The sequence below is a fragment of the Micromonospora sp. NPDC049201 genome (genome assembly GCF_055586805.1).
Genome location: NZ_JBVJHM010000001.1, coordinates 824,720 through 847,455 on the forward strand (window position 1 = coordinate 824,720; position 22,736 = coordinate 847,455).

Sequence of the window (22,736 nt, forward strand, 5' to 3'; positions counted from 1 at the left end):
CGATCGGTCCGTTCCGCCGCACCGGGCCCACGAGGTGCGGCACGGTGGTTCCGGCGGACGGTGACGGGGGTACGGCGTGGACGCACTGGTGCTGATCGGCGTGCTCGGCGCCACCGTGCTCGTCGGCACCACGATCGGCGGCCGGTACAGCGTCGCGCCGCCGGTGCTGCTGATCGCCATGGGCGCGCTGCTCGGCCTGCTGCCCCCGTTCGAGAACGTGGTCCTCGAACCCGAGGTGGTGCTGGTGCTGTTCCTGCCGGCGATCCTCTACCGGGAGAGCCTGGTGATCAGCCTCCGGGAGATCCGGGCCAACCTGGCGGTGATCGTGCTACTGGCCGTCGCCCTGGTGATCATCACGATGGTCGCGGTCGCGTACGTCACCCGGGCCCTCGGGGTGGAACCGGCCGCCGCCTGGGTGCTCGGCGCGGTGCTGGCGCCCACCGACGCCGCCGCCGTCGCCGGCCTGGCCAAGCGGATGCCGCGGGGCATCCTCACCACGCTGCGCGCGGAGAGCCTGGTCAACGACGGTACGGCGCTGGTGCTCTTCGCGGTGGCGGTGGGCGTGATCGCGGGTGGGAGGGTGCCCGGGGCGTTCTCGCTGACCGGGCAGTTCGTCGGCAAGTCGCTGGGTGGGGTGGCCGCCGGGCTGCTCGTCGGCGGGCTGGTCGTGCTGATCCGCAAACACGTCGACGACGCGATGCGCGAGGGCGGGCTGAGCATCATGACCCCGTTCGTCGCGTTCCTGCTCGCCGACGCGGTGCACGCCAGCGGCGTGCTCGCGGTGGTCGTCTCCGGCCTGCTGCTGTCGTGGGCGGGCCCCCGGGTGATCCGGGCCCGCTCCCGGGTCACCGCGTACGCGTTCTGGGACCTCTCCACCTTCATGATCAACGGCAGCCTGTTCGTGCTGCTCGGCATGCAGGTGCCGCGTTCGCTGCGCAGCATCACCAGCCACTCGCCGGTGGCGTCGTTCGGCATCGCGGTGCTGGTGGCGCTGGTCGTCGTGGTCACCCGGCTGGCCTGGGTGCACCTGTCGGTCTCGGCGCTGCAACGCGTGGACCGGCGGGAGTCGCGGCGGTCGCGCCACTTCGACGCCCGGATGCGTACCGCGGCGGGCTGGGCCGGCTTCCGGGGCGCGGTCTCGCTCGCGGCGGCGCTGGCCGTGCCGGTGACCACGCACGACGGCACGCCGGTGCGCGAACGTGACCTGATCATCTTCGTCACCGTGGTGGTGATCGTGCTGATCATGGTGGTGCAGGGCACCACGCTGCCCGCGGTCGTGGGCTGGGCCGGCCTGACCGGCGACCGGGAGCGCGCGGACGAGATGCTGGTGGCCCGGATCCGGGCCACCGAGGCGGTGCTGGAGGCGCTGCCGGGAACCGCCGCGGAGCTGGGCGTCGCGCCGGACACCGTGGAGCGGCTCCGCGCCGGTTACCAGGACCACCTGGACGACGTCCGCAACCCGCGCGACGAGGCGACGGACCGGGAGCGGGAGCTGGCCCGGCGACTCCAGTTGGAGATGCTGGACCGCAAGCGTCAGGCGGTGACCCGGCTGCGCAACACCAACCAGATCGACGAGGCGGTGCTGCGGGAACTCCAGGCGGCCACCGACATCGAGGAGCTGCGACTGCTCGGCCCCGAACTGGAGGACTGACCGTCGCGCCGATGGCCAGTCCCGCCCCCCGCCCCCGCCTGCGCCCTCGCCCGATTCACGGAAAGAGTGGCTATCCGGGCCCGGATAGCCACTCTTTCCGTGAAACAGGGGGGATAGCGGGAGAGGGGAGAGGGATCAGCCGGCGGTGCAGCTCGGGGTGCCGGCGGGGGCGGTGCCCGTCCCCTGGAACCCGAACTCGGTGCTGCCGCCGGCGCCGACCTGGCGGTTGTAGTCGACGTTGCGGAACGTCACCGCACCGCTGGAGCCGCTGGCCTGCGCGCTCCACGCGTTGGTGACCGACGAGCCGGAGGGCAGCGTCACCGACACCGACCATCCGTTGAGCGGGCTGCCCCCGGCGGTGACCCGCACGGTGGTGACGAAGCCGCCCTGCCACTGGTTGGTGGTCAGCGTCGCGGTGCAGGCGCCGGCCGGCGGGGGCGTGGACGGCGGCTCCGACGTGGGCGGCGTGGTGGTGGGCGGCGTGCTGGTCGGCGGCGTGCTGGTCGGCGGGGTGCTGGTCGGCGGCGTGGTGCCACCGGCGTTCAGCGCGTTGAGCACCGACGTGTACGCCGCCTTCTTGTTGCCGTTGCCGTCGAACAACAGCGGCGTGCCGCTGGCCCGCCACGAGTCGCTGTCGCGGATGCCCCAGACCGTGATGCCGTTGCAGCGCGCCACGGCCAGGCAGTCCTTGACCACGTTGCCGTACGTGGTGGCCTGGGTGCTGCCGGAGCCCTCGATGTCCAGCTCGGTGATCTGCACGTCGACGCCGAGGTCGGCGAAGTTCTGCAACGTGGTGCGGTAGTTGCCGGGGTAGGGCGAGCCGCTGTTGAAGTGCGACTGGAAGCCGACGCAGTCGATCGGCACGCCGCGGGCCTTGAAGTCCTTGACCATGTTGTAGACGCCCTGCGTCTTGGCCCAGGTCCAGTTGTCGGTGTTGTAGTCGTTGTAGCAGAGCTTGGCGCCCGGGTCGGCGGCGCGGGCGGTGCGGAAGGCGACCTCGATCCAGTCGTTGCCGGTGCGTTGCAGGTTGGAGTCGCGCCGGCCGCCGTTACTGTCGTCGAACGCCTCGTTGACCACGTCCCAGGCGTAGATCTTGCCCTTGTAGTGCGTGGCGACCTGGGTGATGTGGTTGACCATGGCGTTGCGCAGCGCGGTGCCGGACAGGCTCTGCGCCCAGCCCGGCTGCTGCTGGTGCCAGGCCAGCGCGTGCCCGCGCACCCGCATGCCGTTGGCCTGGGCGTGCGCCACGATCCGGTCGGCGCTGGAGTAGGTGAACTGGTTCTGGGACGGCTCGGTGGCGTCCCACTTCATCTCGTTCTCCGGCGTGACCATGTTGAACTCGCGGTTCAGGATGCCGACGTACGTGCTGTCGGACAGCTTGAACGCGGCCACCGCGGTGCCGAAGTAGCGACCCTGTTCCGCCGCCGACGCGCCGAGCGTCGTGCCGGCGCTGGCGCTGGTCGCCACCGCGATCGTCGCGGCCACGGCCGCGGCTCCGGCCACGATCGACACCACCGCGGCACGCGGACGCGACCGGGCTGCCGCGCTTCCGCTGTCGCGGGCGAGCACCTTGTCCATGTGAAAGCCTTTCCTAGCTTGGGCGAATGGGAGGTCGCCCCGACCACCGCCCGTCACGGTGTCGGCTCGTGCGCGGCCGCCCGGAGGCCGCGCGGGATGGGGAGAGACTCCCCGCCACCGTGGGTCGATCGAAGCAGATCCCTGGCCGGAGAGCCTACCGGAACCGTTCCGAAAACTTAACGCCGTCGATACCCGAGTTTGCCCGGCGAACCGGCGGCCGAGGGCGTGAAGACGCGGTTCGGGCGGTCGGCCCGACCGGCGTGCCGGCTCCGGAAGTTTCGGCGCCGGGCGTGCCGAGGCGGCCCGGTCGCCCCGCTGTCCGGCTCCGGACGGCGGCCGGCGCTTGAACGCCGGCGGGTCGGGGTCGATGCTTAACGGAATCGACTTCCACCGATGGAAGGATCCTCCGGATGCGCCGACCGTCGCTCGTCGTCCTCGTCCTCACCGCCCTGCTGGCCGCCACCCCGGCCGCCGCCCGTGCCGCCGCGACAACGCCGCCACCGGCGCCGTCGACGCTCGCCGGGGCGCGCACCGTCGGGACCGCCTGGGGCCACGACCCGGCCACCGGCCGCCTGACCGTCACCGTCGACGACACGGTACGCGGGGCCGCGCTGGCCGCGGTGCGCCGCGCCGCCACCCGATCCGGCGCGGTGCTGCGGCACGAGCCCGGCCGACTGCGCCCGCTCATCGCCGGCGGCCAGGCGATCTACAGCGGCGGCGGGCGCTGCTCGCTCGGCGTGAACGTCCGTAGCAGCAGCGCCTGGTACTTCGTCACCGCCGGACACTGCACCACGCTCGGCGCGACCTGGTACGCCGACAGCGCCCGCACCACGGTGCTGGGCAGCCGGACCGGCAGCAGCTTCCCCGGCAACGACTACGGCGTGGTCCGCTACACCGGCACGGTCACCCATCCCAGTGCCGTGTACACCTACCCGGGCCAGGTGACCATCTCAGCCGCCGGCAACGCGTACGTCGGGCAGGCGGTCTGCCGCAGCGGCGCCACCACCGGCGTCCGCTGCGGCTCGGTCACCGGACTGAACGCGACAGTCAACTACGCCGAGGGCAGCGTCACCGGGCTGATCCGCACGAACATCTGCGCCGAGCCGGGGGACAGCGGCGGTCCGCTCTACGTGGCGGCGACCGGCACGGTGCTCGGCATCCTCTCCGGCGGCAGCGGCAACTGCACGAGTGGCGGCACCAGCTACTACCAGCCGATCCTGGAGATCCTCGCGGCGTACGGCCTCAGCATCCCGTGACCGGCGCGGGCCGGGCGGGCGCCGACCGACCGCCCGGCCCGGCGGGCACCCGGGTCAGTCGTCGCCCGGCACGGCCATCTCGCCGAGACGCGACCAGTCCTGCTGCGGCACGGTCGCGTTGATGACCCGCGGCGTCTCGACCAGGTGCGGCGGCAGCGTGCGCTGGGCCTCGCGGAAGTGTGCCGACTGCACGTGCGCGGCGCCGGCCTCGTCGTCGCGGAACGCCTCGACCAGCACGTACTCGGTGGGGTCGGCCAGGCTGCGGGACCAGTCGAACCACAGGCAGCCGGGCTCGGCCCGGGTCGCCTCGGTGAAGTCGGCCGCGATCCGTGGCCAGCGGTCGGCGTCGGACGGCCGGACCCGGAACTTGGCGGTGATGAAGATCATGGGTTCAGGCTACCCAGGCCGGGCGCCCCGATCCCTGGTCACCGGCCCCACCAGTTCGCCCGCCGCCGGGTCGGCGAACGCGGAGGGCATCGGGCGCGTCTACCGATCGGTAGCCTGACCCGGTGACCGTCTACGCCCTCGCGCAGCTCACCGTCCACGACCGGGCACGCTACGACCGCTACGTCGCCGCCTTCCTCCCGGTGCTGGCCCGGCACGGCGGCCGGCTGCTCGCCGCCGACACCGCCCCCCGGGTGGTGGAGGGCGACTGGCCGCACGACAAGGTGGTGCTCATGTCCTTCGACAGCCGGGAGGACTTCGAGCGCTGGTCCGCCTCGCCGGAGTACCAGGCGATCTCCCGGGACCGGGAGGCGGCCACCGACGGGGTGGTCCTGCTGCTCGACGGGATCGGCCACGCCTGGCCGGCCTGACCGACGCCGCCGGCGGGCCCCGGGCGGCCCGCCGGTGAGCTAGGGTTTAGCGGTCCGTCGAGGATCGGAGTGGTCATGGCAGGTGACGACGACATCTCCGGGTGAGAGCCCCGGACGGCCGCCGACGCGCGTATCCCGCGCCGTCGCCGCGGCCCCCTTCGTCGTCCCCTGTCCACGCCGGCGCACCGCGCCCGCGGCTCTCCCTCCTGAGGTTGATCATGTCCGACGCCTACGTCGTCAGCTCCGCGCTCTCCTTCTCCTGGCCGGACGACACACCGGTCCTCACCGACCTGACCTTCTCCGTGCCCGGCGGCCGTACCGGCCTGGTGGCGCCAAACGGCAGCGGCAAGACCACCCTGCTGCGGCTGATCGCCGGCGAGCTGCGCCCGACGGCGGGCGCGGTCACCGTCCGGGGCGTGCTCGGCTACCTGCCCCAGCACCTGCCGTTCGCCGTCGACCAGACCGTCGCCCAGGTTCTCGGCGTCGACCGGGCCGTCGCCGCGCTGCACGCCATCGAGGCCGGTGACGCCCGCGAGGAACACTTCACCGCCGTCGGCGACGACTGGGACGTCGAGGAGCGCACCCACGCCGAGCTGGACCGCCTCGGCCTCGGCGGGCTGGCCCTGGACCGCCGGCTGGGCACGCTCAGCGGCGGTCAGGTGATCTCCCTGGGGCTGGTCGGGCAACTGCTGCGGCGGCCGGACGTGCTGTTGCTCGACGAGCCGACGAACAACCTCGACGAGGCGGCCCGTGAGCGGTTGACGGCGGTGCTGCGCGGCTGGACCGGCTGCCTGCTGGTGGCCAGCCACGACCGGGCGCTGCTGGACGAGATGGACCGCATCGCCGCGTTGGCCCCCGACGAGCTCAGCTGGTACGGCGGCGACTTCACCGCGTACGAGCAGGCCGTGCGCGCCGAGCGCGAGGTGGTTCAGCGGCAGGTTCGCGGCGCCGAGCAGGACCTCAAGCGGCAGAGGCGCGAACTCCAGCAGGCCCGGGAGCGCGCCGCCCGCCGCGCCGCCACGGCCGCCCGCAACCTGCCCGACGCCGGGCTGGCCCGGATCGTCGCCGGTGGCCTGAAGCGGGACGCCCAGGTCTCCGCCGGCCGGGCCGCCGAGACGCACGCCGCCCGCGTCGGCGACGCGCAACACCGGCTGGACCAGGCCAGCCGGGCCGCCCGCCAGGACGACAAGATCGTGATCGACCTGCCCGACACCGCCGTGCCGGCCGGCCGGACCGTCTTCCACGGCGAGCGGCTGCGCGCCGAGTACGCCGGCCGTCAGGTGTTCGACGGCATCGACCTGATCGTCCGGGGGCCGGAACGGATCGCGCTCACCGGCCCGAACGGCACCGGCAAGTCCACGCTGCTGCGCCTGGTCAGCGGCGACCAGCAGCCCACCGCCGGGACCGCCACCCGGGTCGAGGGGCGGGTGGCGTACCTGTCGCAGCGGCTGGACCTGCTCGACCCGGCGCGTACCGTCGCGGAGAACCTGGCCGCCTTCGCGCCCGGCCTGGCCGACGCCGAGCGGATGAACCTGCTGGCCCGGTTCCTGTTCCGGGGCGACCGGGTGCATCTGCCGGTCCGCGTGCTCTCCGGCGGCGAGCTGCTGCGCGCCACCCTGGCCTGCGTGCTGAACGCCGAGCCGGCGCCGCAGCTGCTGCTGCTCGACGAGCCCACCAACAACCTCGACCTGGACAGCGTGGCCCAGTTGGCGGGCGCGCTCGGCGGCTACCGGGGAGCGCTGCTGGTGGTCAGCCACGACCCGCGGTTCCTGGCCGACCTCGGGGTGGACCGGTGGCTGCGGCTGGCCGACGGCGCACTGACCGAGACCGGCGGCCCGGAGCGGTAGCCCGTCAACCTTCGGCGCGCAGGTAGGCGAGCACGGCCAGCACCCGGCGGTGGGTGTCCTGGTCCGGCGGCAGGTCCAGCTTGGCCAGGATGTTGCCGACGTGCTTGCCGACCGCCGCCTCGGTCACGTGCAGCCGGGCCGCGATCGCGCCGTTGGAGTGCCCCTCCGCGACCAGCCCCAGCACCTCCCGCTCGCGCCGGGAGAGCGCGTCGAGCGGGTCGCGGGGGCGGCGCAACAGGTGCCGCACCACGTCCGGGTCGACCGCGGTGCCGCCGGCGGCCACCCGGCGTAACGTGTCGGCGAACTCGGCCACGTCGGCCACCCGGTCCTTGAGCAGGTAGCCGACCCGCCGGCCGTCGCCGCTGTCCAGCAGCGCCGCCGCGTACCCGCTCTGCACGTGCTGGCTCAGCACCACCACCGCGAGATCCGGCCGCTCCGCGCGCAGCGTGACCGCCGCGCGCAGGCCGTCGTCCCGGTGCTCCGGCGGCATCCGGATGTCGGTCACCAGCAGCTCGGGCCGGTGCGTGCGGACGGCGTCGAGCAGCGCCGGGGCGGAACCGACCGCGGCGGCCACCGCGAACCCGAACCGGGTCAGCAGGCCGACCAGACCCTCCCGGAGCAGGACCTCGTCCTCGGCGAGGACGACCCGGATCACGGACGGCACGGCAGCTCCACCCGCACGAGGGTAGGCCCGCCCGCCGGGCTGGCCAGCAGCAACCTGCCGTCCACCGCGGCCACCCGGTCGGCGAGCCCGGTCAGGCCGGTGCCCCGCGCCGGGTCGGCGCCGCCCCGGCCGTCGTCCTCGACCTCCACCACCAGGAGGTGGCCGGTCCGGGTCAACCGCACCACGGCGCGCGTCGCGTGGGCGTGCCGGGCCACGTTGCCCAGCGCCTCGGAGACCACGTACCAGGCGGTGGTCTCGACCAGCTCCGGCACCGGGCGGGGCAGCTCCGCGCGCACGGTGACCGGGACCACCGAGCGGGCCGCCAGGTCGCCGACCGCGCCGGCCAGCCCCAGATCGGTGAGCTGCGGCGGGCGGAGGCCCTGCACGATGCCGCGCAGCGTCACCATCAGCTCCTTGGCCTGCTCGTGCGCCAGGTCCAGCGGTCGCGCCGCGGGCGAGTCGTCCGGCACGTCGAGGCGGGCCAGCCCGAGCTGGAGCGTGAGGCTGGTCAGCCGTGGCTGCGCGCCGTCGTGCACGTCCCGCTCGATGCGGCGGCGTTCCGCCTCGTACGCGCCCATCAGGCGGGCCCGGGACCGGGTCACCTCGCGCAGCGCGGTGGCGTCGGGCGCGTCGTCGAGCAGCCACCGGGCCACCGCCGCCTGCCCCGCGACCAGCAGGCCGGCGAGGTAGACCAGGGCGGGCACGGCGAGCACCCCGGCGACCGCGTACGGGACCGCCCCGGCCGGGGAGTCGACGGTGGTCCAGACCAGCACGATCCGGTCCTCGCCGCCGGCCAGCCACGGGCCGGCGACGAGCGCCGCGTCGAGCAGCACCAGCAGCGCGAACGTGCCGTACGCCACCGGCACCACGGTGCCCAGCCAGCCGGCGTACGCGACCTCCCGCCAGGCGGCGGCGCCGGTCCAGCGGGCGGCCGGGCCACGCCGCCCCGGCGCGCGTACCGGCCGGCCGTCGACCAGGCCGAGCCGCCACCGCTCGACCGCCGCCACCGGCGCGCCGACCAGCGGGGCGACGGCGAGCCCGGCCAGCGACACCAGGGTGAGCACGACCAGGGCGGGGACGTCGACCGGCCGGCCCTGCCGCAGCGCGCTCACCACCAGCAGCAGCGGCGCGGCGAGCACGCCGGCCGCCACCGTCAGCACGCCGGCGACCGGCAGGGTGGTCAGCGCGTACGCCAGGGCCCGCCACGGCCAGGCGGAGCGCAGGTATCGGCGCCGGCGCAACGCCCCGGCCAGGTACGACGGTCGGTCCTCGGTCATGGGCTGACGCTAGCCAGGCGGCGGCCGGCCGGCCCAGCCGTCCAGACCCCGGTTGTCGGGTGGGGCTGGCCCCACCCCGCCGGGCCGGGGACGTCGTACCCCGTCCCTATCCTGAGCGGATGGAGCTGGCGTTCAGCGGCGAGGTGTGGTTCTGGCGCGGCCCGGCGCCCTACCACTTCGTCACCGTGCCCGACGAGCAGTGCGCGGCGTTGGCGACCGCCGCCGCCTCGGTCAGCTACGGCTGGGGCATGGTCCCGGTCGGCGTCCGGATCGGCGCCACCGACTGGCGGACGTCGCTGTGGCCCAAGGACGGCCGCTACGTGCTGCCGCTCAAGGTGGCGGTGCGCCGCGCGGAGCGGATCGAGCTGGGCGACCGGGTGGGCGTCCGGTTGACGGTGGACGGGTGAGCGCCGGCGACCTCGCCGCGGCGGGCCGGCTGCTGGCCGCCGCGACCCGGCCGGTGGTGTTCACCGGCGCCGGCATGTCGGCCGAGAGCGGCGTGCCGACGTTCCGGGACGCGCAGGTCGGCCTCTGGCAGCGCTTCGACCCGGCGCAGTTGGCCACCCCGGCCGCGTTCCACGCCGACCCGGCCCTGGTCTGGGGCTGGTACGAGGGCCGGCGGCACGGGGTGCGCCGTGCCGCGCCGAACCCGGGGCACCGGGCGGTGGCCGCGATCCAGGCCCGGCTGCCGGACACCGTGGTGGTCACGCAGAACGTCGACGACCTGCACGAGCGGGGCGGCGCCCTCGCCCCGGTCCGCCTGCACGGCAGCCTGTTCGCGCCCCGCTGCTCCGGGTGCGCCCGGCCGGCGCCGCTGCCCGACGACGCGGGGGAGCCGACCGGGCCGCTCGACCCGCCGGCCTGTGCCCACTGCGCCGCACCGGTCCGGCCCGGCGTGGTGTGGTTCGGTGAGGCGCTGCCCGAGGCGGCGTTGGCGGCGGCGGTCGAGGCGGCGTCCCGCTGCGACCTGCTGCTCACCGTCGGCACCTCGGCCCTGGTCCACCCCGCCGCGGAGATCCCGCTGGTGGCGGCCCGTCTCGGCGCGCCGGTGGTGCAGGTCAACCCGGTGCCGACGCCACTGGACGCGGTCTGCGCGGTCAACCTGCGGGGGCCGGCCGGCGAGGTGCTGCCGGCGCTGGTCCGGGCCGCCTGGCCCGACGCGTCCGCCGGCTGAGAATGGTGGTTGGTCGACGGCATCGCGACCACCGGCCGCAAGGGGTGAGCGTCAGACGTCGCGGGGCGCCCGCTTGGGGAACACGGTGTAGGCGACCGGCCAGAACACCAGCCAGGCCGCCATGGCCAGGGTGAGCCGGCCGGCCCAGGCCCACAGCTCCCCGGTCCGCTCGGCGTCGCCGACCAGCGCGACGCCGCCGAGCAGCACGGCGCAGGCGACCGCCCAGCCGAGCATGCCCTTGCCCCACTCCCGCCACTCGTGCCGGGCCCGGGCCCAGCCGTGGCGGGGGGCCCGGCGCGGCGGCGGGCCGCCGGCGAACCGGTGGGCGAACCGCTCGTCGGCCCAGCGCACCATGCTGTGCCCGAAGGCGACGGAGAAGCCCAGGTACGCGGCGGCGAGGCCGTGCGCGAACGTGGCGGTGCCCCCGCCGCGCAGGTCGATCATCGTGGCGGCCAGCAGTACGAGGTCGACGGCGGGCACCGCGAGCAGCAGCGCGGCGCCCAGGCGGGGCCGCCGCAGCGGGTAGCGGGCGACCAGCCCGGCGACCAGGAGCAGCCAGAACCCCACCTCACAGGCGATGATCACTCCGATGAGCACGCGGCCTCCAGGTTTTAGTACGCTGTGCGACAACAACCGTAGCAACAGTCGTCCACCCGCCGCCGGAGGGGCCGTGCCCAAGATCGTCGACCATGACGCCCGCCGCGCCGAGCTGGCCGAGGCGATGTGGCGGGTCGTCTACCGCGACGGCGTCGGCGCCGCCACGGTGCGCAGCATCGCCGCCGAGGCCGGCTGGTCGCCCAGCGCGCTGCGGCACTACTTCGCGACCCAGACCGAGCTGCTGGTCTTCGCCATGGAACACGTGATGGCCGAGGCGACCGAGCGGTTCACCGCCGGGGACCGCACCGGCACCACCCGGCAGGTCGTCCAACGGATGCTCGAGGAGCTGCTTCCGCTGGACCGGCAACGGGCGCGGGAGGCCGAGGTGTGGCTGCTGCTCGCCGCCCGGGTGCCTGTCGACCCCGCCGCCCGCGAGCGGATGACCGAGGCCGACGACGGCGTACGCCGGGCCGCCGAACTCGCCGTCGCGCTGCTCACCGGCGCGGAACCGACCGACGCGGCCACCGCCGCCCGGCTGCACGCCCTGCTCGACGGCCTCACGCTGCACGCGTTGCTGCATCCCGACCGGATGCCGCCGGCCCGGATCCGCGACCTGCTCGCCGCGCACCTCGACCAGCTCGCCGAGGGGTCGGACACCGGCGTCGGCGGATAGGGTCGCACCCGTGCGGACCAAACAGGAGCTGTCGACGGCGATCCGGGAACGACGGCGGGCGGCGCTGGTGGTCAACGCCCACTCCCGCCGGGGCCGCCGGCTCTACGACACCGTCCACGCGCGCCTGCGCGCGGCCGGGTTCACGCTGCTCGGCGCGTACCCGGTGGACCGGCCGGGCGAGCTGGACCGGGTGCTCGCCGAGGCCGCCGACCTCGGCCCGGACCTGCTGGTCACCGGCGGCGGCGACGGCACGGTCGGCGCGGCGGCCCGGCTGCTCGCCCACCGGGACGTCGCCCTGGGCCTGCTGCCGCTGGGCACCACCAACAACTTCGCCCGCACCGTCGGCGTCCCGCTCGACCTCGACGCGGCGATCGCCGTGCTCACCGGCGGCAAGGTGATCGACGTCGACCTCGGCCTGATCGGCGACACCCGGTTCACCAACCACGTCGGGATCGGGCTGTCGGCCGACATCATGCTGACCGCGCCGCCCCGGCTGAAGCGCGCCGTGGGCCGGCTCGCCTATCCGCTGACCGCGCTGGGGCTGCTGACCCGGCACCGCCCGTTGCGCGTGACGGTCCGTGCCGAGGGCCGGGACCACGCGTTCCGCACTCACCAGGTGTACGTGGCCAACGGCGGCTTCCACGCCGGCCGGCCGATCACCGCCGACGCCAACGCCGACGACCGGCTGCTGGTCGCGTACCCGGTCGGCGGGCCGAGCCGGCGCGGGCTGCTGCGCGACACGGCCCGCAACGCGGCGGCCGGCCGGCGTCGCACGCTGCGCGACGAGCCGTTCCTGGCCGTGCGTCAGCTGTGGCTGGAGTCCGACCCGCCGGCCCGCATCGAGGTCGACGGCGAACCGTACGGGCGGACGCCGGTGCGCATCGGCCTCGACCCGAACGCACTGCGGCTGATGGCGCCCGCGGACAGCCCGGACCACTGACCGGGCCCGGCCTCGACGTGCCGGCCGCCGACGCCGGGAGTAGCGTGCGACGCGGAAACCGCAGCGAGGAGGTTCGGACCGTGCAGCCGACGATCGTGGACGTGCCCACCCCCGACGGGACGGCGGACGCCTACCTGCTCCGGCCGGACTCCGGCGGCCCGTTCCCGGGCGTGCTGCTGTTCATGGACGCGTTCGGGCTGCGGCCCCGGCTGGCCGAGATGGCCGCGACCATCGCCGACCGGGGATACGTGGTGCTGGTGCCCAACCTGTTCCACCGCGCCGGCCCCGCCGCGCCGGTCGACACGTCCGCGCTGACCGACGACAGCCGGCGCCTCGAGCTGTTCGGGCGGCTCGGCCCGCTGATGGCCGCGCTGACGCCGGACGTGGTGGCCCGGGACACCGCCGCCTACCTCGACTTCCTCGCCGCCCAGCCGGGTGTCGCACCCGGCCCGGCGGCGATCACCGGCTACTGCATGGGCGGCACGAACGCGCTGCGGGCCATCGAGGCCCACCCGGACCGGATCGCCGCGGTGGCCGCCTTCCACGCCGGTCACGTGGTCAGCGACGCGCCCGACAGCCCGCACCGGGGCGTCGGCGCGGTGACCGGCGAACTCTACTTCGGTCACGCCGACCAGGACGCGTCGATGACCGCCGAGCAGATCGCGACGCTGGAGCAGGCGCTGGACGCGGCCGGCGTCACCTACCGCTCGGAGGTCTACCGGGGCGCCCGCCACGGCTACACGCAGGCGGACACGCCGATGTACGACGAGCAGGCCACCAAGCGGCACTGGGCGGCCCTGTTCGACCTGCTAGACCGCACTTTCCCGGGCTGACCCGACCGGTCGGCGCGGCCACAATGGAGTGGTGGAGACCGACCTGTTGCCGATGATCGCCGCCGAGCGGCGCCGCACGGCCGACCTGATCGACTCGCTCACCCCGGCCCAGTTGGACACGCCCAGCCTCTGCCAGGCGTGGACCGTCCGGGAGGTCGCCGGTCACCTGGTGTCACCGCTGGTCTCCACACCGTGGCGCCTGCTGCCAGAGCTGGTCGGCGCCGGGTTCCGGCCGCACGTGGCGAACGCGCGGCTGGCCCGGCGGGTGGCCCGGCGGTCGCCGGCCGAACTGGCCGCCGCGCTGCGGGAGCACGCCGACCACCGGTTCCGCCTGCCGGTGGTCGGCTGGCCCGGCCAGCTCACCGGCCTCCAGGTGCACGGGCAGGACATCCGCCGGCCGCTCGGCCTCCCCGCCGACCTGGATCCGGAGCGGCTGCGCATCTCGTTGGACTTCCTGACCGGTGGCCGGGCGGTCGGGTTCGTCGACCGTCGGCGGGTCGCCGGGCTGCGCGTCGAGGCGACCGACCTGGGCTGGTCGGCCGGGGACGGGCCGGTGGTGCGGGGCACCGGCGCCGCGCTGCTGCTCGCGCTGACCGGCCGCCGGGTGGCGCTGGCCGACCTCACCGGGGACGGCGTGGCGCGGCTCGCCGCCCCCTGACCGGCCTCCGCCGGCGTGGGCGCAGGCCACCGGCGCGCAACTGGCACCTGCCATCCCCGTCCCCGGCTGGCTAGCGTCGGCCCATGGACGCCGACCACCCCGCCCCGGCTGGGCCTTTCGCCGCGCTGACCACCGCCCACGTCGCCGACGCCTGCCTGCGGGCCGGCGTCGCGGTCCGCTGCGCCCCGGCCGCCGTACGCCCGGTGCTGGCCGGGCGGCGCCTGGCCGGGCGGGTCCGGCCGGCCCGGCACGCCGGCAGCGTCGACGTCTTCCTGGAGGCGATCGACCGGGCCCAGCCGGGGGACGTGCTGGTGGTCGACGACGGCGGTCGCACCGACCGGGCCTGCGTCGGGGACCTGGTGGCGTGGGAGGCGCGGGCCGCCGGCCTGGCCGGCCTCGTGGTCTGGGGCGCGCACCGGGACACCGCGGACCTCACCGTCGTCGGGCTGCCGGTGTTCAGCCTCGGCGCCACGGCGAGCGGGCCGCTGGAGCTGGACCCACGGCCGGCCGGCGCGTTGGACGCGGCGCGAGTCGGGCCGTGGACGGTCGACGGCGGTGATCTGGTGCTGGCCGACGACGACGGTGTGCTCTTCGTGCCGGCCGACCGGGCCGGGGAGCTGTTCGACCTGGCCGGGTCCATCCGGGACACCGAGCGGCGGCAGGCCGACCGGATCCGGGCCGGCCGGTCGCTGCGGGCGCAGGTCGGGTTCGACGACTACCTGACCGCCCGTGCGGCGGACCCGACGCTGACGTTCCGGGCGCACCTGCGGGCGGTCGGCGGCGCGATCGAGGAGTGACCGCTCAGCCGCCGCGCGCCCACAGCGCCAGGCGCACCCGGTTGGGGCTGCCGGTCTTCGCCATCAGGCTGGTGATGTGGGTCTTCACCGTGGTCACGCCGATGTGCAACCGCTCCGCGATCTCGGTGTTGGCCAGCCCCTCCGCGACCAGGTCGAGCACGTCCTGCTCACGGGCGGTCAGCCCGGCCGACCGCCGGGGCGTGCCGGCGCGGGCGTGCACCGCCCGCTGGACCAGCCGGCGCAGCACCTCGGGGCTGAACGGGCTGTCCCCGGCGGCGGCCCGGCGGAGGCCGTCGAGCAGGTCGGCCGGGGGCGCGTCCTTGAGCAGGAAGCCGCAGGCGCCGGCGGTCAACGCGGGATAGAGGTGGTCGTCGTCGCCGAACGTGGTGAGCACCATGATCCGGGTGGCGGGCCGGTCGGCGAGGATCCGGCTGGTCGCGGTGATCCCGTCGACGCCGGGCATCCGCAGGTCCATGACCACCACGTCCGGCCGCAGCCGGGCGGCGGCGGCGATCGCGTCGCGGCCGTTGTCGACCTCGCCGACGACCTCCAGGTCGGGCTGCGCGTCGCAGAGCATCCGCAGGCCGGCGCGGATCAGGTGCTGGTCGTCGGCCAGCAGCACGCGGATCACGCCGGCTCCGGCGCGGCCGGCCGCGACCCCGGCGCCACCCGGGCGGGCCGGTCCGGGGTGCCGCCCGGCGGCAGCACCGTCCGCACCCGCCACCCGTCGCCGGTCGGCCCGGCCTCCAGCCGCCCGCCGAGCACCTCGACCCGCTCCCGCATCCCGACGATCCCGTGGCCGCCGCCGACCGGCACCACGGTCGGCGCCGCGCCGCGCCCGTCGTCGGAGACCGCCCAGTGCACCGCCCCGTCGACCACCGACACGGTCAGTCGGGCCCGGGCCGTCGCGCCCGCGTGTTTCGCCACGTTCGTCAACGCCTCCTGGGTCAGTCGCAGCACCGCCTGGCCGCGGACCGCGTCCAGGGTGCCGATCGCCGGGTCCACGTCGGCCTCCACGGTGACCCCGGCCTGCCGGGCCCGGTCCACCGCCACGCCGAGCGCCGCCGGCAGCGCCGCCGGATCGATCGCGGTCAGCGCCGCGTCACCGCGGACGCCGTCCGGGTCGCGCAGCACCGCGACCAGCCGGCGCAGGTCGGTCAGCGCGGCCGTACCGGTGCGGTGCACGTCGTCGAAGACCGCGCCGACCCGCGGGTCGAGGTCCGGCAGCACGTGTCGGGCCACCCCGACCCGCAGCACCATCGACGCGACGTGGTGGGCGATCACGTCGTGCAGTTCCCGGGCGATCGCGGCCCGCTCGTCGGCGCGCGCGGCGCGGCTCTCCGACTCGCGTCGGCGCTGCTCCGCCACGGCCCGTTCCTCGGCCTGCCGGCCGAGTTCCCGGGTGGTCCGCACGACCAGGCCGATCAGCAGCGGCAGCCCGACGGTGACGGCGAGGCCGAGCAGACCGGCGAGCGCCTGCCGGAGCGGGTCGCCGATCAGACCGGTCAGGTCGACGGCGGCCAGCAGCCCGGCGGCCAGCCAGAACGTGCGGGGCCGCGTGGCCCGCATGGTCAGCTCCAGCAGTGCCCAGCTCGCCCCGACCTGGTTGATCATCACATCGTCGACGAGCGGGAACGCGACCGCCAGCAGGGCCGACTGAAGCAGCAGGTTCAGCAGCGGCCGGCGATGACACAGCAGCGCCAGGACGAACGCGCCGAGCGCGAGGATCCACTGCGTCGTCGTCGGCCCGGGCCGGCCGTGCACGCCGACGACCAGGTAGCCGACGCCGGCGAGATTCAGCAGCAGTCGCCGCGCGAGCGTGTCACTTGCGTCGAGCAGTCGACCCACCCAGCCCACGACGTCAGCCTAGGCAACCGGCGCGGCCGGGGCCACCACCACGGTCCGCCGCCGCCACCCGGCCCGCAGTCCGAGGTGGACGGCCAGCCCGAGCGGGCCCAGCAGGATGGTGAGCACCAGCACCGGCGCGGCGAGCAGCGCCGGGATGCCCCGCTCCCGGCCGTCGCGCCAGATCCACCGCCCGACGAACAGATCGAAGCCGATCATGTGGGCCCAGGCCGCCGCCGCGCCGCTGTCGGTGCCGAGCAGGTCCCGGACGCCGTCCAGGGTGGGCAGTGCCACCACCGGCAGCACCGTGCCGAGCGCCGGCAGCACCAGGATCGCGTAGACCAGCAGGACCGGCGCCACGATCAACGGCGAGTCGACGATCCGCGCGGTCCACGACCAGCGGGGCGCCACGATCATCAGCGCCCAGAACGGCGCGGCGAGGGCGAACGTCAGCCCGAACAAGGTGGCGGCCATCAGACCAGCACCGCCGTGGCGTGGTCGGACCGGCGCGACAGGACCAGGCCGGTGGCCGCCGCGGTGGCGGCCACCAGCACCCCCGCCGCGGTCAGCGTGATCTCGTCCGGCCGCAGCAGCGGCTGTCCGCGCAGCGCCTGCACGGTGGCCAGCAGCGTCAGCCCGGCGTAGGCGAACCCGCCGACCAGCACCAGCCGGGCCCGGACCAGCTCGTCCAGGCGGGCGCCGAGGAACCGGTCGAGCAGGATCGCCAGCAACGGCAGCGCCTGCAACGCGTGCAGCCCGATGAAGTGACCGACCCGCAGGTCGCCGCCCGTGGTGCTCCAGCCGACCACCGGCAGCCCCGGGCCGCCGTCCGGCACGCCGACGCTGTGCGCCCCGGTGATGCCGGCGGGCGTGCCGTCCGGGTGCTGGGTCAGCATCGGGAACGCGACAAGCATGCCGAGCAGCGACACCGCGAGCCCGGCCCGGATCGCGTACCCGCCCGCGCGGTCCGGCAGGGGCCGGCGCGCCAGGACGACCGCGAGCACGATCTGGGCCAGGAACAGCACCGTGATGGCCGTGCCCATGACGTTGTAGAGCACCGCGTCCAGCGGCGTGCCGGTGTTGAAGTGACTGGTGGTGCCGCGCAGCACCTGGACGACGATGAGGACCATCTCCAGCACCGCCGCGGCCACGATCACGGTGACCGCCCGTTCGGCGAGCCGGCTGCGTCGGGGCAGCAGGGAGAGCATCCAGGCCAGGGTGCCGCCGTAGAGCGTGAGCGAGACCGCGAACTTCAGCGGCTTGAGCCAGACCGGCGCGCCGGTGAGCACGCGGGGATCGGTGACGAGGCCGATCGCGGCGACGACGGTCAGCGCCGCCATCATGGACACGAGGAGCAGCAGGGGGCGGGGCCAGCCGGCCGCCCGGTTCCGTACGGTAGTCATGTCTGTAGATGCTCGCGGCCGGCGACCGTGGTCGCGCCCGACCGGGGGTCGCGGTCGCGGCCACCGGTCCGAGCCGCGTCTCCTCCCGGGGGAGGAGGCGGTCAGTCGGGCAGTCGGGGCATCTCCACGCCCGGGTCGCGGCCGAGCAGCACCCCACGGGTCAGCGCCCGTGCGCCGAAGCGGTCCCGGACGGCGTCGACGGCGGCGTCCAGCGCCGGCCCCGGCTGGGCGGTGAACGGCAGGGTGAGCTGGGTGTGCCCGGCGTCGAGGTTGGCCACCGAGACGCCCAGCAGGGTGATGCCGCGCTGCTCGATCTGCGGCAACGCGGCGCGCAGCAGCGCCCGGGCGGTGGCCCGCAGCGGGGCGGTCTGCGCGGTCGGCTTGTCCAGCGTGTGCGAGCGGGTGGCCCGGGTGTAGTCGGCGAAGCGCAACCGCAGCGTCACCGTGCGGCCGGTGCGCCGGGCGTCGCGCATCCGCCCGGTCACGCGGTCGACCAGGCCGGCCAGGACCGCGTCCAGCTCGGCGGGGGAGTGCGGCTCGCGGCTCAGCGCGTGCTGCGCGCCCATCGAGGAGCGGCGGCGACCCACCTGCACCGCGCGCGGGTCACGGTTGTGGGCGAGGGCGTGCAGGTGCCGGCCGGCGCCGCCGCCGAGCAGCGACACCAGGGTCGGCTCGTCGAGCCGGGCCACCTGCCCGACCGTACGGATGCCGCGCTCGCGCAGCTTCCCGGCGGTGATCGGGCCGACGCCCCACAGCCGCTCGACCGGCAACGGGTGCAGGAAGGCCAGCTCCCGCGCCGGCTCGACGACCAGCAGGCCGTCCGGCTTGGCCACCCCGCTGGCCACCTTGGCCAGGAACTTCGTGCGGGCCACGCCGACCGTGATCGGCAGGCCGACCTGGCGGCGGACCCGGTCGCGCAGCTCGGCCGCGATGCCGGCGGGTGGCCCGACCAGTCGCCGCAGCCCGCCGACGTCGAGGAACGCCTCGTCGATGCTGATGCCCTCGACCAGCGGGGTGGTCTGCCGGAAGATCTCGAACACGGCCCGGCTGGCGGCCGTGTAGGCGGCCATCCGGGGTGGCACCACGATCGCCTCCGGGCACAGCCGCCGCGCCTGCCGGCCGCCCATGGCGCTGTGCACGCCCCGCGCCTTCGCCTCGTAGCTGCACGCGAGCACCACGCCGCCACCGACGATCACCGGCCGGCCGCGCAGCCGGCTGTCGTCGCGTTGCTCGACCGAGGCGTAGAACGCGTCCAGGTCGGCATGCAGGATGGTGGCCTCGCCCGACACCCGACCATCTTCGCACACCTGTTCGATGAATGGGTGCTGACCTGCGGGAAAATGGCGACCGGCCGGCGGAGGATCCCACCGGCCGGTCCCCGTCGTCACCGCCCGTAGACCTCGAACTCGTAGAGCGAGAAGCCGTACGAGGTGGCCCGCGTGACCCCGTACACCCGCACGTAGCGGGCGCTGACCGGGGCGAAGGTGACGTTGTCGACGCCGCCGTTGCCGGTGGTGGTGGCGAACACCGGCGTCCAGGAGTTGCCGTCGCCGGACACCTCCACCCGGTACGACGTGCCGTACGCGGACTCCCAGCGCAGCACCGCCCGGCTCACGGTGCGGGCCGCGCCGAGATCGACGCGCAGCCACTGGTTGTCGTTGTAACTGCTGGCCCACCGGCTGCCCAGGCTGCCGTCGACCGCCTTGTCCGGCGTGTAGCTGGTCAGGAACTGGGTGCTCGACGCGCTGGCCGGGCGGCCCTGGGCCAGGTTGGTGACGTCGTCGCCCCGGCGCGCCGGGAACGAGACGACCTGCTGGTAGGTGGGCCGGTTCTGCCAGGCGATCAGCGGGTGGGTGATGCCGCCGAGCCCGGACTGGGCGATCGAGTCGGCGCACCACTGGTCGCCGGCGGAGCAGGACTTGTCACCCGGGTAGACCGTCGTGGCGGGCACCGCGGCGGCCTGGCCGAGCGCGCCGAGCAGCGCCGTCCGGCAGGCGCCGAGCGCGCCGTTGCCGCAGTACGCGCGCCCCAGCCCGCCGGCCACCGGGTCGCCGAGCACGGTGCGCACGTCCTTGTCGACGTAGCCCCACCAGCCGTACTGGAAGGACGAGCCCTTGTGCGCCTGGCCCTGCAACGCCCAGTTCGCCGCGCCGTCGCGCCCGCCGTTCTGGCCACCGGAGGGCGCCTCGTTGACCTCGATGGCGTCCACCAGCGTGGCGTACAGGTCCGGCCCGAGGCCGGGCCGGAACTCGGCCGAGGCCAGCAGCGGCCACCAGGCGTCGAAGATCCGGATGGCGTCGGCGTGCTGGTAGACCTTCGAGCCGGGCGACGTCTCCACCCGCCTGCTGCCGGCCTGTTGCCAGGCCCGCAGCTTGCCGACCGCGTCGGCCAGCGCCGGGTCGGTGACCGGCGCGCTGTCCAGCACCCGCAGCAGGTCGCCGAGGACCTGCTGGCCGCGCAGGTCGGTCACCGCCGCGTCCGCCATGATCTTGACGACGTCGGCGCGGCCGAGCTTGCGCTGGGCGATCGCGGCGCGCACCGGGCCGTCCAGCAACTGACCCCGGTGTACGGAGCCGAAGCTGAAGTTGCCGTCCGCCGCGCCGAAGTCCCGCGCCTGCTTGTTGTTCCAGCTCACGTAGTAGTCCTGGTTGACCGACTGCGGATGCGCCGACGCCGGGGCGTAGCTGGCGTCGTTGGTGTCCGGGTTCCAGCCGGCCCACTCGTACGCCGGTTCGGCCTTCGTCGGCAGGTTCGGGTCGGTGACCGACGACCGGACCGGGTTCGAGCCGGAGTTGTAGTACGCCGCCTCGGTCGAGTTGACGTAGAACCAGTTGAACGCGTACCCGACGCTGCCCGCGGACGCCTGGAACGCCGCCGCGCTGCCCATCGCCGACGGGTCGTTGAACGCCTGGAAGCCGATCGCCGAGTCGGCCTCGTGCCGGTAGGTGGAGCGCAGCTTGGTGAACGCGGTCGGCTGCCCGTTCACCAGCCCCCGGTACGCGACCAGCCCGTACTTCGTGCGCAGCGCGCGCAGCGTGTACGAGCCGGCCGGGGTGGAGTCGGCGAGCGTCGGCGACCACGAGTTGCGCTGCTCCAGCGTCTCCATCGCGAGGCACTGCCCGTGGTAGAGGTAGCGGTTGGTGCGCAGCGTCGGCACGCTGCCGTCGGTGGTGCACAGCGGCACCGCGTACGTGTCGGTGAGGTCCTGCGAGGCGGACGTGGCGCTCCACGCGTAGTCCTGGCCGCGACCGAGCAGCACGTAGAGGTTGAGCCCGGCGAACGCCGCGCCGCGTGCGCTGATCCCGGGGCCCTGCAACTCCTGGAGCATCAGCAGTTGCGGCGCGAAGTAGCCGGTCTGCGGCCCGAACACGGCGACCGGGTTGCCGGTGGTGGTGTGCCGGCCGGAGACCACGACCGCGTTGGACATGCCGTGCGCGCGCAGGTTGGCCAGGCCGCCGAGCAGGTCCTTGGTGGCGGTGCTGGCGCCGGTGCGGGCGGCGGCCCCGCCGGTGGCGTCGTAGGCGAGTGGCTCGGCGACGACGGAACCGGCGTCGGGCAGCACCGCGCTGGTCGCGCCCGGCGGCGTCGCCCCGTACGGGAAGCTCTGCCCGTCGTGCAGCGTGAGCACGGTCTCCGGGTCGTTCTGCGACCGGAACGCCGCCCACACCCGGTCGCCCTCGGTGGCGCCGTACTTGGCCCGGGCGGCGACCCGGACCAGCGCGGACTGGATCTCGCTGCCACCCCCGCCGCCGAACAGGCCGCCGATCACGCCGGCGGTGGCGATCAGGTCGGTCATGGTGAAGTGCTTCGGCTTGCCGGCGCCGGCCAGCACGTACTCGCCGGGGTAGTTGTCGTCGGCGATCGACTTGTCGATGTAGGCGTTGATGCCGGCGATGTAGTCGACCACGTCGGTGTAGAGCTGCTGGCCCCGCGTGCCCTTGGTGCGCAGCGCGTCCACCTGGGCCTGGAGGTCCGCCTCGGTGTAGGGCGAGTTGGCCCAGACGCTCTGCTCCAGCTCCCGGTTGCCGGGGGCGCCGCCGGCGAACGAGGTGACGTTGCCGCGGCCGACGTGCCGCAGCAGGTCCATCACCCAGAGCCGGTCCTGGGCCCCGGCGTAGCCGGCGCCGAACATGGTGCCGCCGCGGGTGGTGCCGGTGACGTGCGGGACGCCGGTGGCCTTGTCCCGCACGATGGTGACGTCCGAGCGCGGCGAGACGGTGCTCTCGACCTGCGTGGCGGGGACGCCGAACGAGGAGTCGTTGTAGAACTGGGCGATCTGCTCGTCGGTCAGCCCGGCGTAGTTGTAGACCAGGTTGGCGTACTCGTCGAGCTGGTCGCTGGAGTGCGCCGGGCGGGTGCCGAGCGTCTGGTGGGCCAGGATGGCGACGAGCGTGGCGTTGCCGTTCTGCCCGGGGGGCAGGATGTCGGCGCACTGGCCGAGGCAGTAGTCGTTGGCGGCGAACGTGGTGGCCGCCAGCGCCGGTGACGGCGGGGTGACGGTCAGCACGCTGGCGGTCAGGGCGGCGGCGGTGAGCGCCGCGAGCCGGGCACGGAGTGGGGGTCGGGGCATGGCGATCCTCCGGGGACGCGGAGTCGGGCCTTCGGTACGCCCGGCTGCCGGTTGCCGACGTCTCGCCCTCCGCGCCCGGGCGTTCCACCCGGAGGTGAGAATGACTCACATCTATCTCCGGGCAATGATCGGCGGCGGACCGCCGTCCGGGATACCCG

Annotated in this window: 22 protein-coding genes; 11 read left to right on the forward strand and 11 right to left on the reverse strand. The window is 75.0% G+C overall.

What is annotated here, in order from left to right; all coding sequences use genetic code 11:
• Positions 1–76: 76 nt before the first annotated feature.
• Positions 77–1,651: a Na+/H+ antiporter gene (locus ACZ6O5_RS03380; protein ID WP_465974263.1), complete on the forward strand. Its 1,575-nt coding sequence runs from the start codon at positions 77–79 to the stop codon at positions 1,649–1,651.
• A 135-nt stretch (positions 1,652–1,786) separates the two neighbouring features.
• Here ACZ6O5_RS03380 and ACZ6O5_RS03385 read toward each other — a convergent pair whose 3' ends face one another.
• Positions 1,787–3,229: a glycoside hydrolase family 10 protein gene (locus ACZ6O5_RS03385; protein ID WP_465974264.1), complete on the reverse strand. Its 1,443-nt coding sequence runs from the start codon at positions 3,227–3,229 to the stop codon at positions 1,787–1,789.
• Positions 3,230–3,639: 410 nt separating this feature from the next.
• Between ACZ6O5_RS03385 and ACZ6O5_RS03390 the strand changes: the two genes are divergently transcribed.
• Positions 3,640–4,485 carry a S1 family peptidase gene (locus ACZ6O5_RS03390; RefSeq protein ID WP_465974265.1) on the forward strand — a complete coding sequence of 282 codons (846 nt, stop codon included), beginning with the start codon at positions 3,640–3,642 and terminating at the stop codon, positions 4,483–4,485.
• Positions 4,486–4,539: 54 nt separating this feature from the next.
• On the opposite strand, the gene ACZ6O5_RS03395 is transcribed toward ACZ6O5_RS03390, so the two are convergent.
• On the reverse strand, positions 4,540–4,872 hold the full coding sequence (locus ACZ6O5_RS03395; protein WP_465974266.1) for a putative quinol monooxygenase: 333 nt from the start codon (positions 4,870–4,872) through the stop codon (positions 4,540–4,542).
• A gap of 122 nt (positions 4,873–4,994) precedes the next feature.
• On the opposite strand from ACZ6O5_RS03395, the gene ACZ6O5_RS03400 reads away from it, so the two are divergent.
• Positions 4,995–5,300: a DUF1330 domain-containing protein gene (locus ACZ6O5_RS03400; RefSeq protein ID WP_107158075.1), complete on the forward strand. Its 306-nt coding sequence runs from the start codon at positions 4,995–4,997 to the stop codon at positions 5,298–5,300.
• Positions 5,301–5,518: 218 nt separating this feature from the next.
• Positions 5,519–7,147, forward strand: coding sequence for an ABC-F family ATP-binding cassette domain-containing protein (locus ACZ6O5_RS03405; RefSeq protein ID WP_465974267.1), 1,629 nt, complete (start codon positions 5,519–5,521; stop codon positions 7,145–7,147).
• A 4-nt stretch (positions 7,148–7,151) separates the two neighbouring features.
• On the opposite strand, the gene ACZ6O5_RS03410 is transcribed toward ACZ6O5_RS03405, so the two are convergent.
• On the reverse strand, positions 7,152–7,811 hold the full coding sequence (locus ACZ6O5_RS03410; RefSeq protein ID WP_405089568.1) for a response regulator transcription factor: 660 nt from the start codon (positions 7,809–7,811) through the stop codon (positions 7,152–7,154).
• Complete coding sequence (locus ACZ6O5_RS03415; RefSeq protein WP_465974268.1) at positions 7,799–9,088, reverse strand: sensor histidine kinase; 1,290 nt, start codon at positions 9,086–9,088, stop codon at positions 7,799–7,801. Before ACZ6O5_RS03415 ends, ACZ6O5_RS03410 begins: the two co-directional genes overlap by 13 nt.
• A gap of 119 nt (positions 9,089–9,207) precedes the next feature.
• Between ACZ6O5_RS03415 and ACZ6O5_RS03420 the strand changes: the two genes are divergently transcribed.
• Both ACZ6O5_RS03420 and ACZ6O5_RS03425 read left to right on the forward strand, forming a co-directional pair.
• On the forward strand, positions 9,208–9,495 hold the full coding sequence (locus ACZ6O5_RS03420; protein WP_357306142.1) for a DUF1905 domain-containing protein: 288 nt from the start codon (positions 9,208–9,210) through the stop codon (positions 9,493–9,495).
• Positions 9,492–10,262: an SIR2 family NAD-dependent protein deacylase gene (locus ACZ6O5_RS03425; RefSeq protein ID WP_465974269.1), complete on the forward strand. Its 771-nt coding sequence runs from the start codon at positions 9,492–9,494 to the stop codon at positions 10,260–10,262. The genes ACZ6O5_RS03420 and ACZ6O5_RS03425 overlap by 4 nt, the downstream gene beginning before the upstream one ends.
• Before the next feature lie 51 nt (positions 10,263–10,313).
• Here the strand turns inward: ACZ6O5_RS03425 and ACZ6O5_RS03430 are convergent, their stop codons facing one another.
• The gene (locus tag ACZ6O5_RS03430; RefSeq protein WP_465974270.1) at positions 10,314–10,859 is read right to left on the reverse strand and encodes a hypothetical protein; all 546 of its coding nucleotides are present in this window, start codon (positions 10,857–10,859) and stop codon (positions 10,314–10,316) included.
• Between the two features lie 73 nt (positions 10,860–10,932).
• Here ACZ6O5_RS03430 and ACZ6O5_RS03435 point away from each other — a divergent pair, with 73 nt between their 5' ends.
• The 5 genes from ACZ6O5_RS03435 (at position 10,933) to ACZ6O5_RS03455 (ending at position 14,760) form a co-directional block, all read left to right on the forward strand.
• On the forward strand, positions 10,933–11,532 hold the full coding sequence (locus tag ACZ6O5_RS03435) for a TetR/AcrR family transcriptional regulator (RefSeq protein ID WP_465974271.1): 600 nt from the start codon (positions 10,933–10,935) through the stop codon (positions 11,530–11,532).
• Between the two features lie 10 nt (positions 11,533–11,542).
• Positions 11,543–12,472 carry a diacylglycerol/lipid kinase family protein gene (locus ACZ6O5_RS03440; protein WP_465974272.1) on the forward strand — a complete coding sequence of 310 codons (930 nt, stop codon included), beginning with the start codon at positions 11,543–11,545 and terminating at the stop codon, positions 12,470–12,472.
• 80 nt (positions 12,473–12,552) lie between these two features.
• Positions 12,553–13,305 (forward strand): dienelactone hydrolase family protein, encoded by a 753-nt coding sequence (locus ACZ6O5_RS03445; protein WP_465974273.1) that lies wholly within the window; start codon positions 12,553–12,555, stop codon positions 13,303–13,305.
• Between the two features lie 31 nt (positions 13,306–13,336).
• On the forward strand, positions 13,337–13,963 hold the full coding sequence (locus ACZ6O5_RS03450; RefSeq protein WP_465974274.1) for a maleylpyruvate isomerase family mycothiol-dependent enzyme: 627 nt from the start codon (positions 13,337–13,339) through the stop codon (positions 13,961–13,963).
• An 83-nt stretch (positions 13,964–14,046) separates the two neighbouring features.
• Entirely contained in the window at positions 14,047–14,760 is a 714-nt protein-coding gene (locus ACZ6O5_RS03455; RefSeq protein ID WP_465974275.1) for an RraA family protein, read from the forward strand.
• 4 nt (positions 14,761–14,764) lie between these two features.
• Here ACZ6O5_RS03455 and ACZ6O5_RS03460 read toward each other — a convergent pair whose 3' ends face one another.
• From ACZ6O5_RS03460 to ACZ6O5_RS03485, 6 genes are all read right to left on the reverse strand, one after another.
• Positions 14,765–15,391: a response regulator gene (locus ACZ6O5_RS03460; protein ID WP_281941476.1), complete on the reverse strand. Its 627-nt coding sequence runs from the start codon at positions 15,389–15,391 to the stop codon at positions 14,765–14,767.
• The gene (locus ACZ6O5_RS03465; RefSeq protein WP_465974276.1) at positions 15,388–16,617 is read right to left on the reverse strand and encodes a sensor histidine kinase; all 1,230 of its coding nucleotides are present in this window, start codon (positions 16,615–16,617) and stop codon (positions 15,388–15,390) included. Before ACZ6O5_RS03465 ends, ACZ6O5_RS03460 begins: the two co-directional genes overlap by 4 nt.
• A 9-nt stretch (positions 16,618–16,626) precedes the next feature.
• The gene (locus tag ACZ6O5_RS03470; protein ID WP_465974277.1) at positions 16,627–17,079 is read right to left on the reverse strand and encodes an ABA4-like family protein; all 453 of its coding nucleotides are present in this window, start codon (positions 17,077–17,079) and stop codon (positions 16,627–16,629) included.
• Positions 17,079–18,008 (reverse strand): hypothetical protein, encoded by a 930-nt coding sequence (locus tag ACZ6O5_RS03475; protein WP_465974278.1) that lies wholly within the window; start codon positions 18,006–18,008, stop codon positions 17,079–17,081. The genes ACZ6O5_RS03470 and ACZ6O5_RS03475 overlap by 1 nt, the downstream gene beginning before the upstream one ends.
• A gap of 101 nt (positions 18,009–18,109) precedes the next feature.
• Complete coding sequence (gene dinB / locus ACZ6O5_RS03480; protein ID WP_465974279.1) at positions 18,110–19,297, reverse strand: DNA polymerase IV; 1,188 nt, start codon at positions 19,295–19,297, stop codon at positions 18,110–18,112.
• A gap of 95 nt (positions 19,298–19,392) precedes the next feature.
• Complete coding sequence (locus tag ACZ6O5_RS03485) at positions 19,393–22,578, reverse strand: penicillin acylase family protein (RefSeq protein WP_465974280.1); 3,186 nt, start codon at positions 22,576–22,578, stop codon at positions 19,393–19,395.
• Positions 22,579–22,736 lie beyond the last annotated feature (158 nt).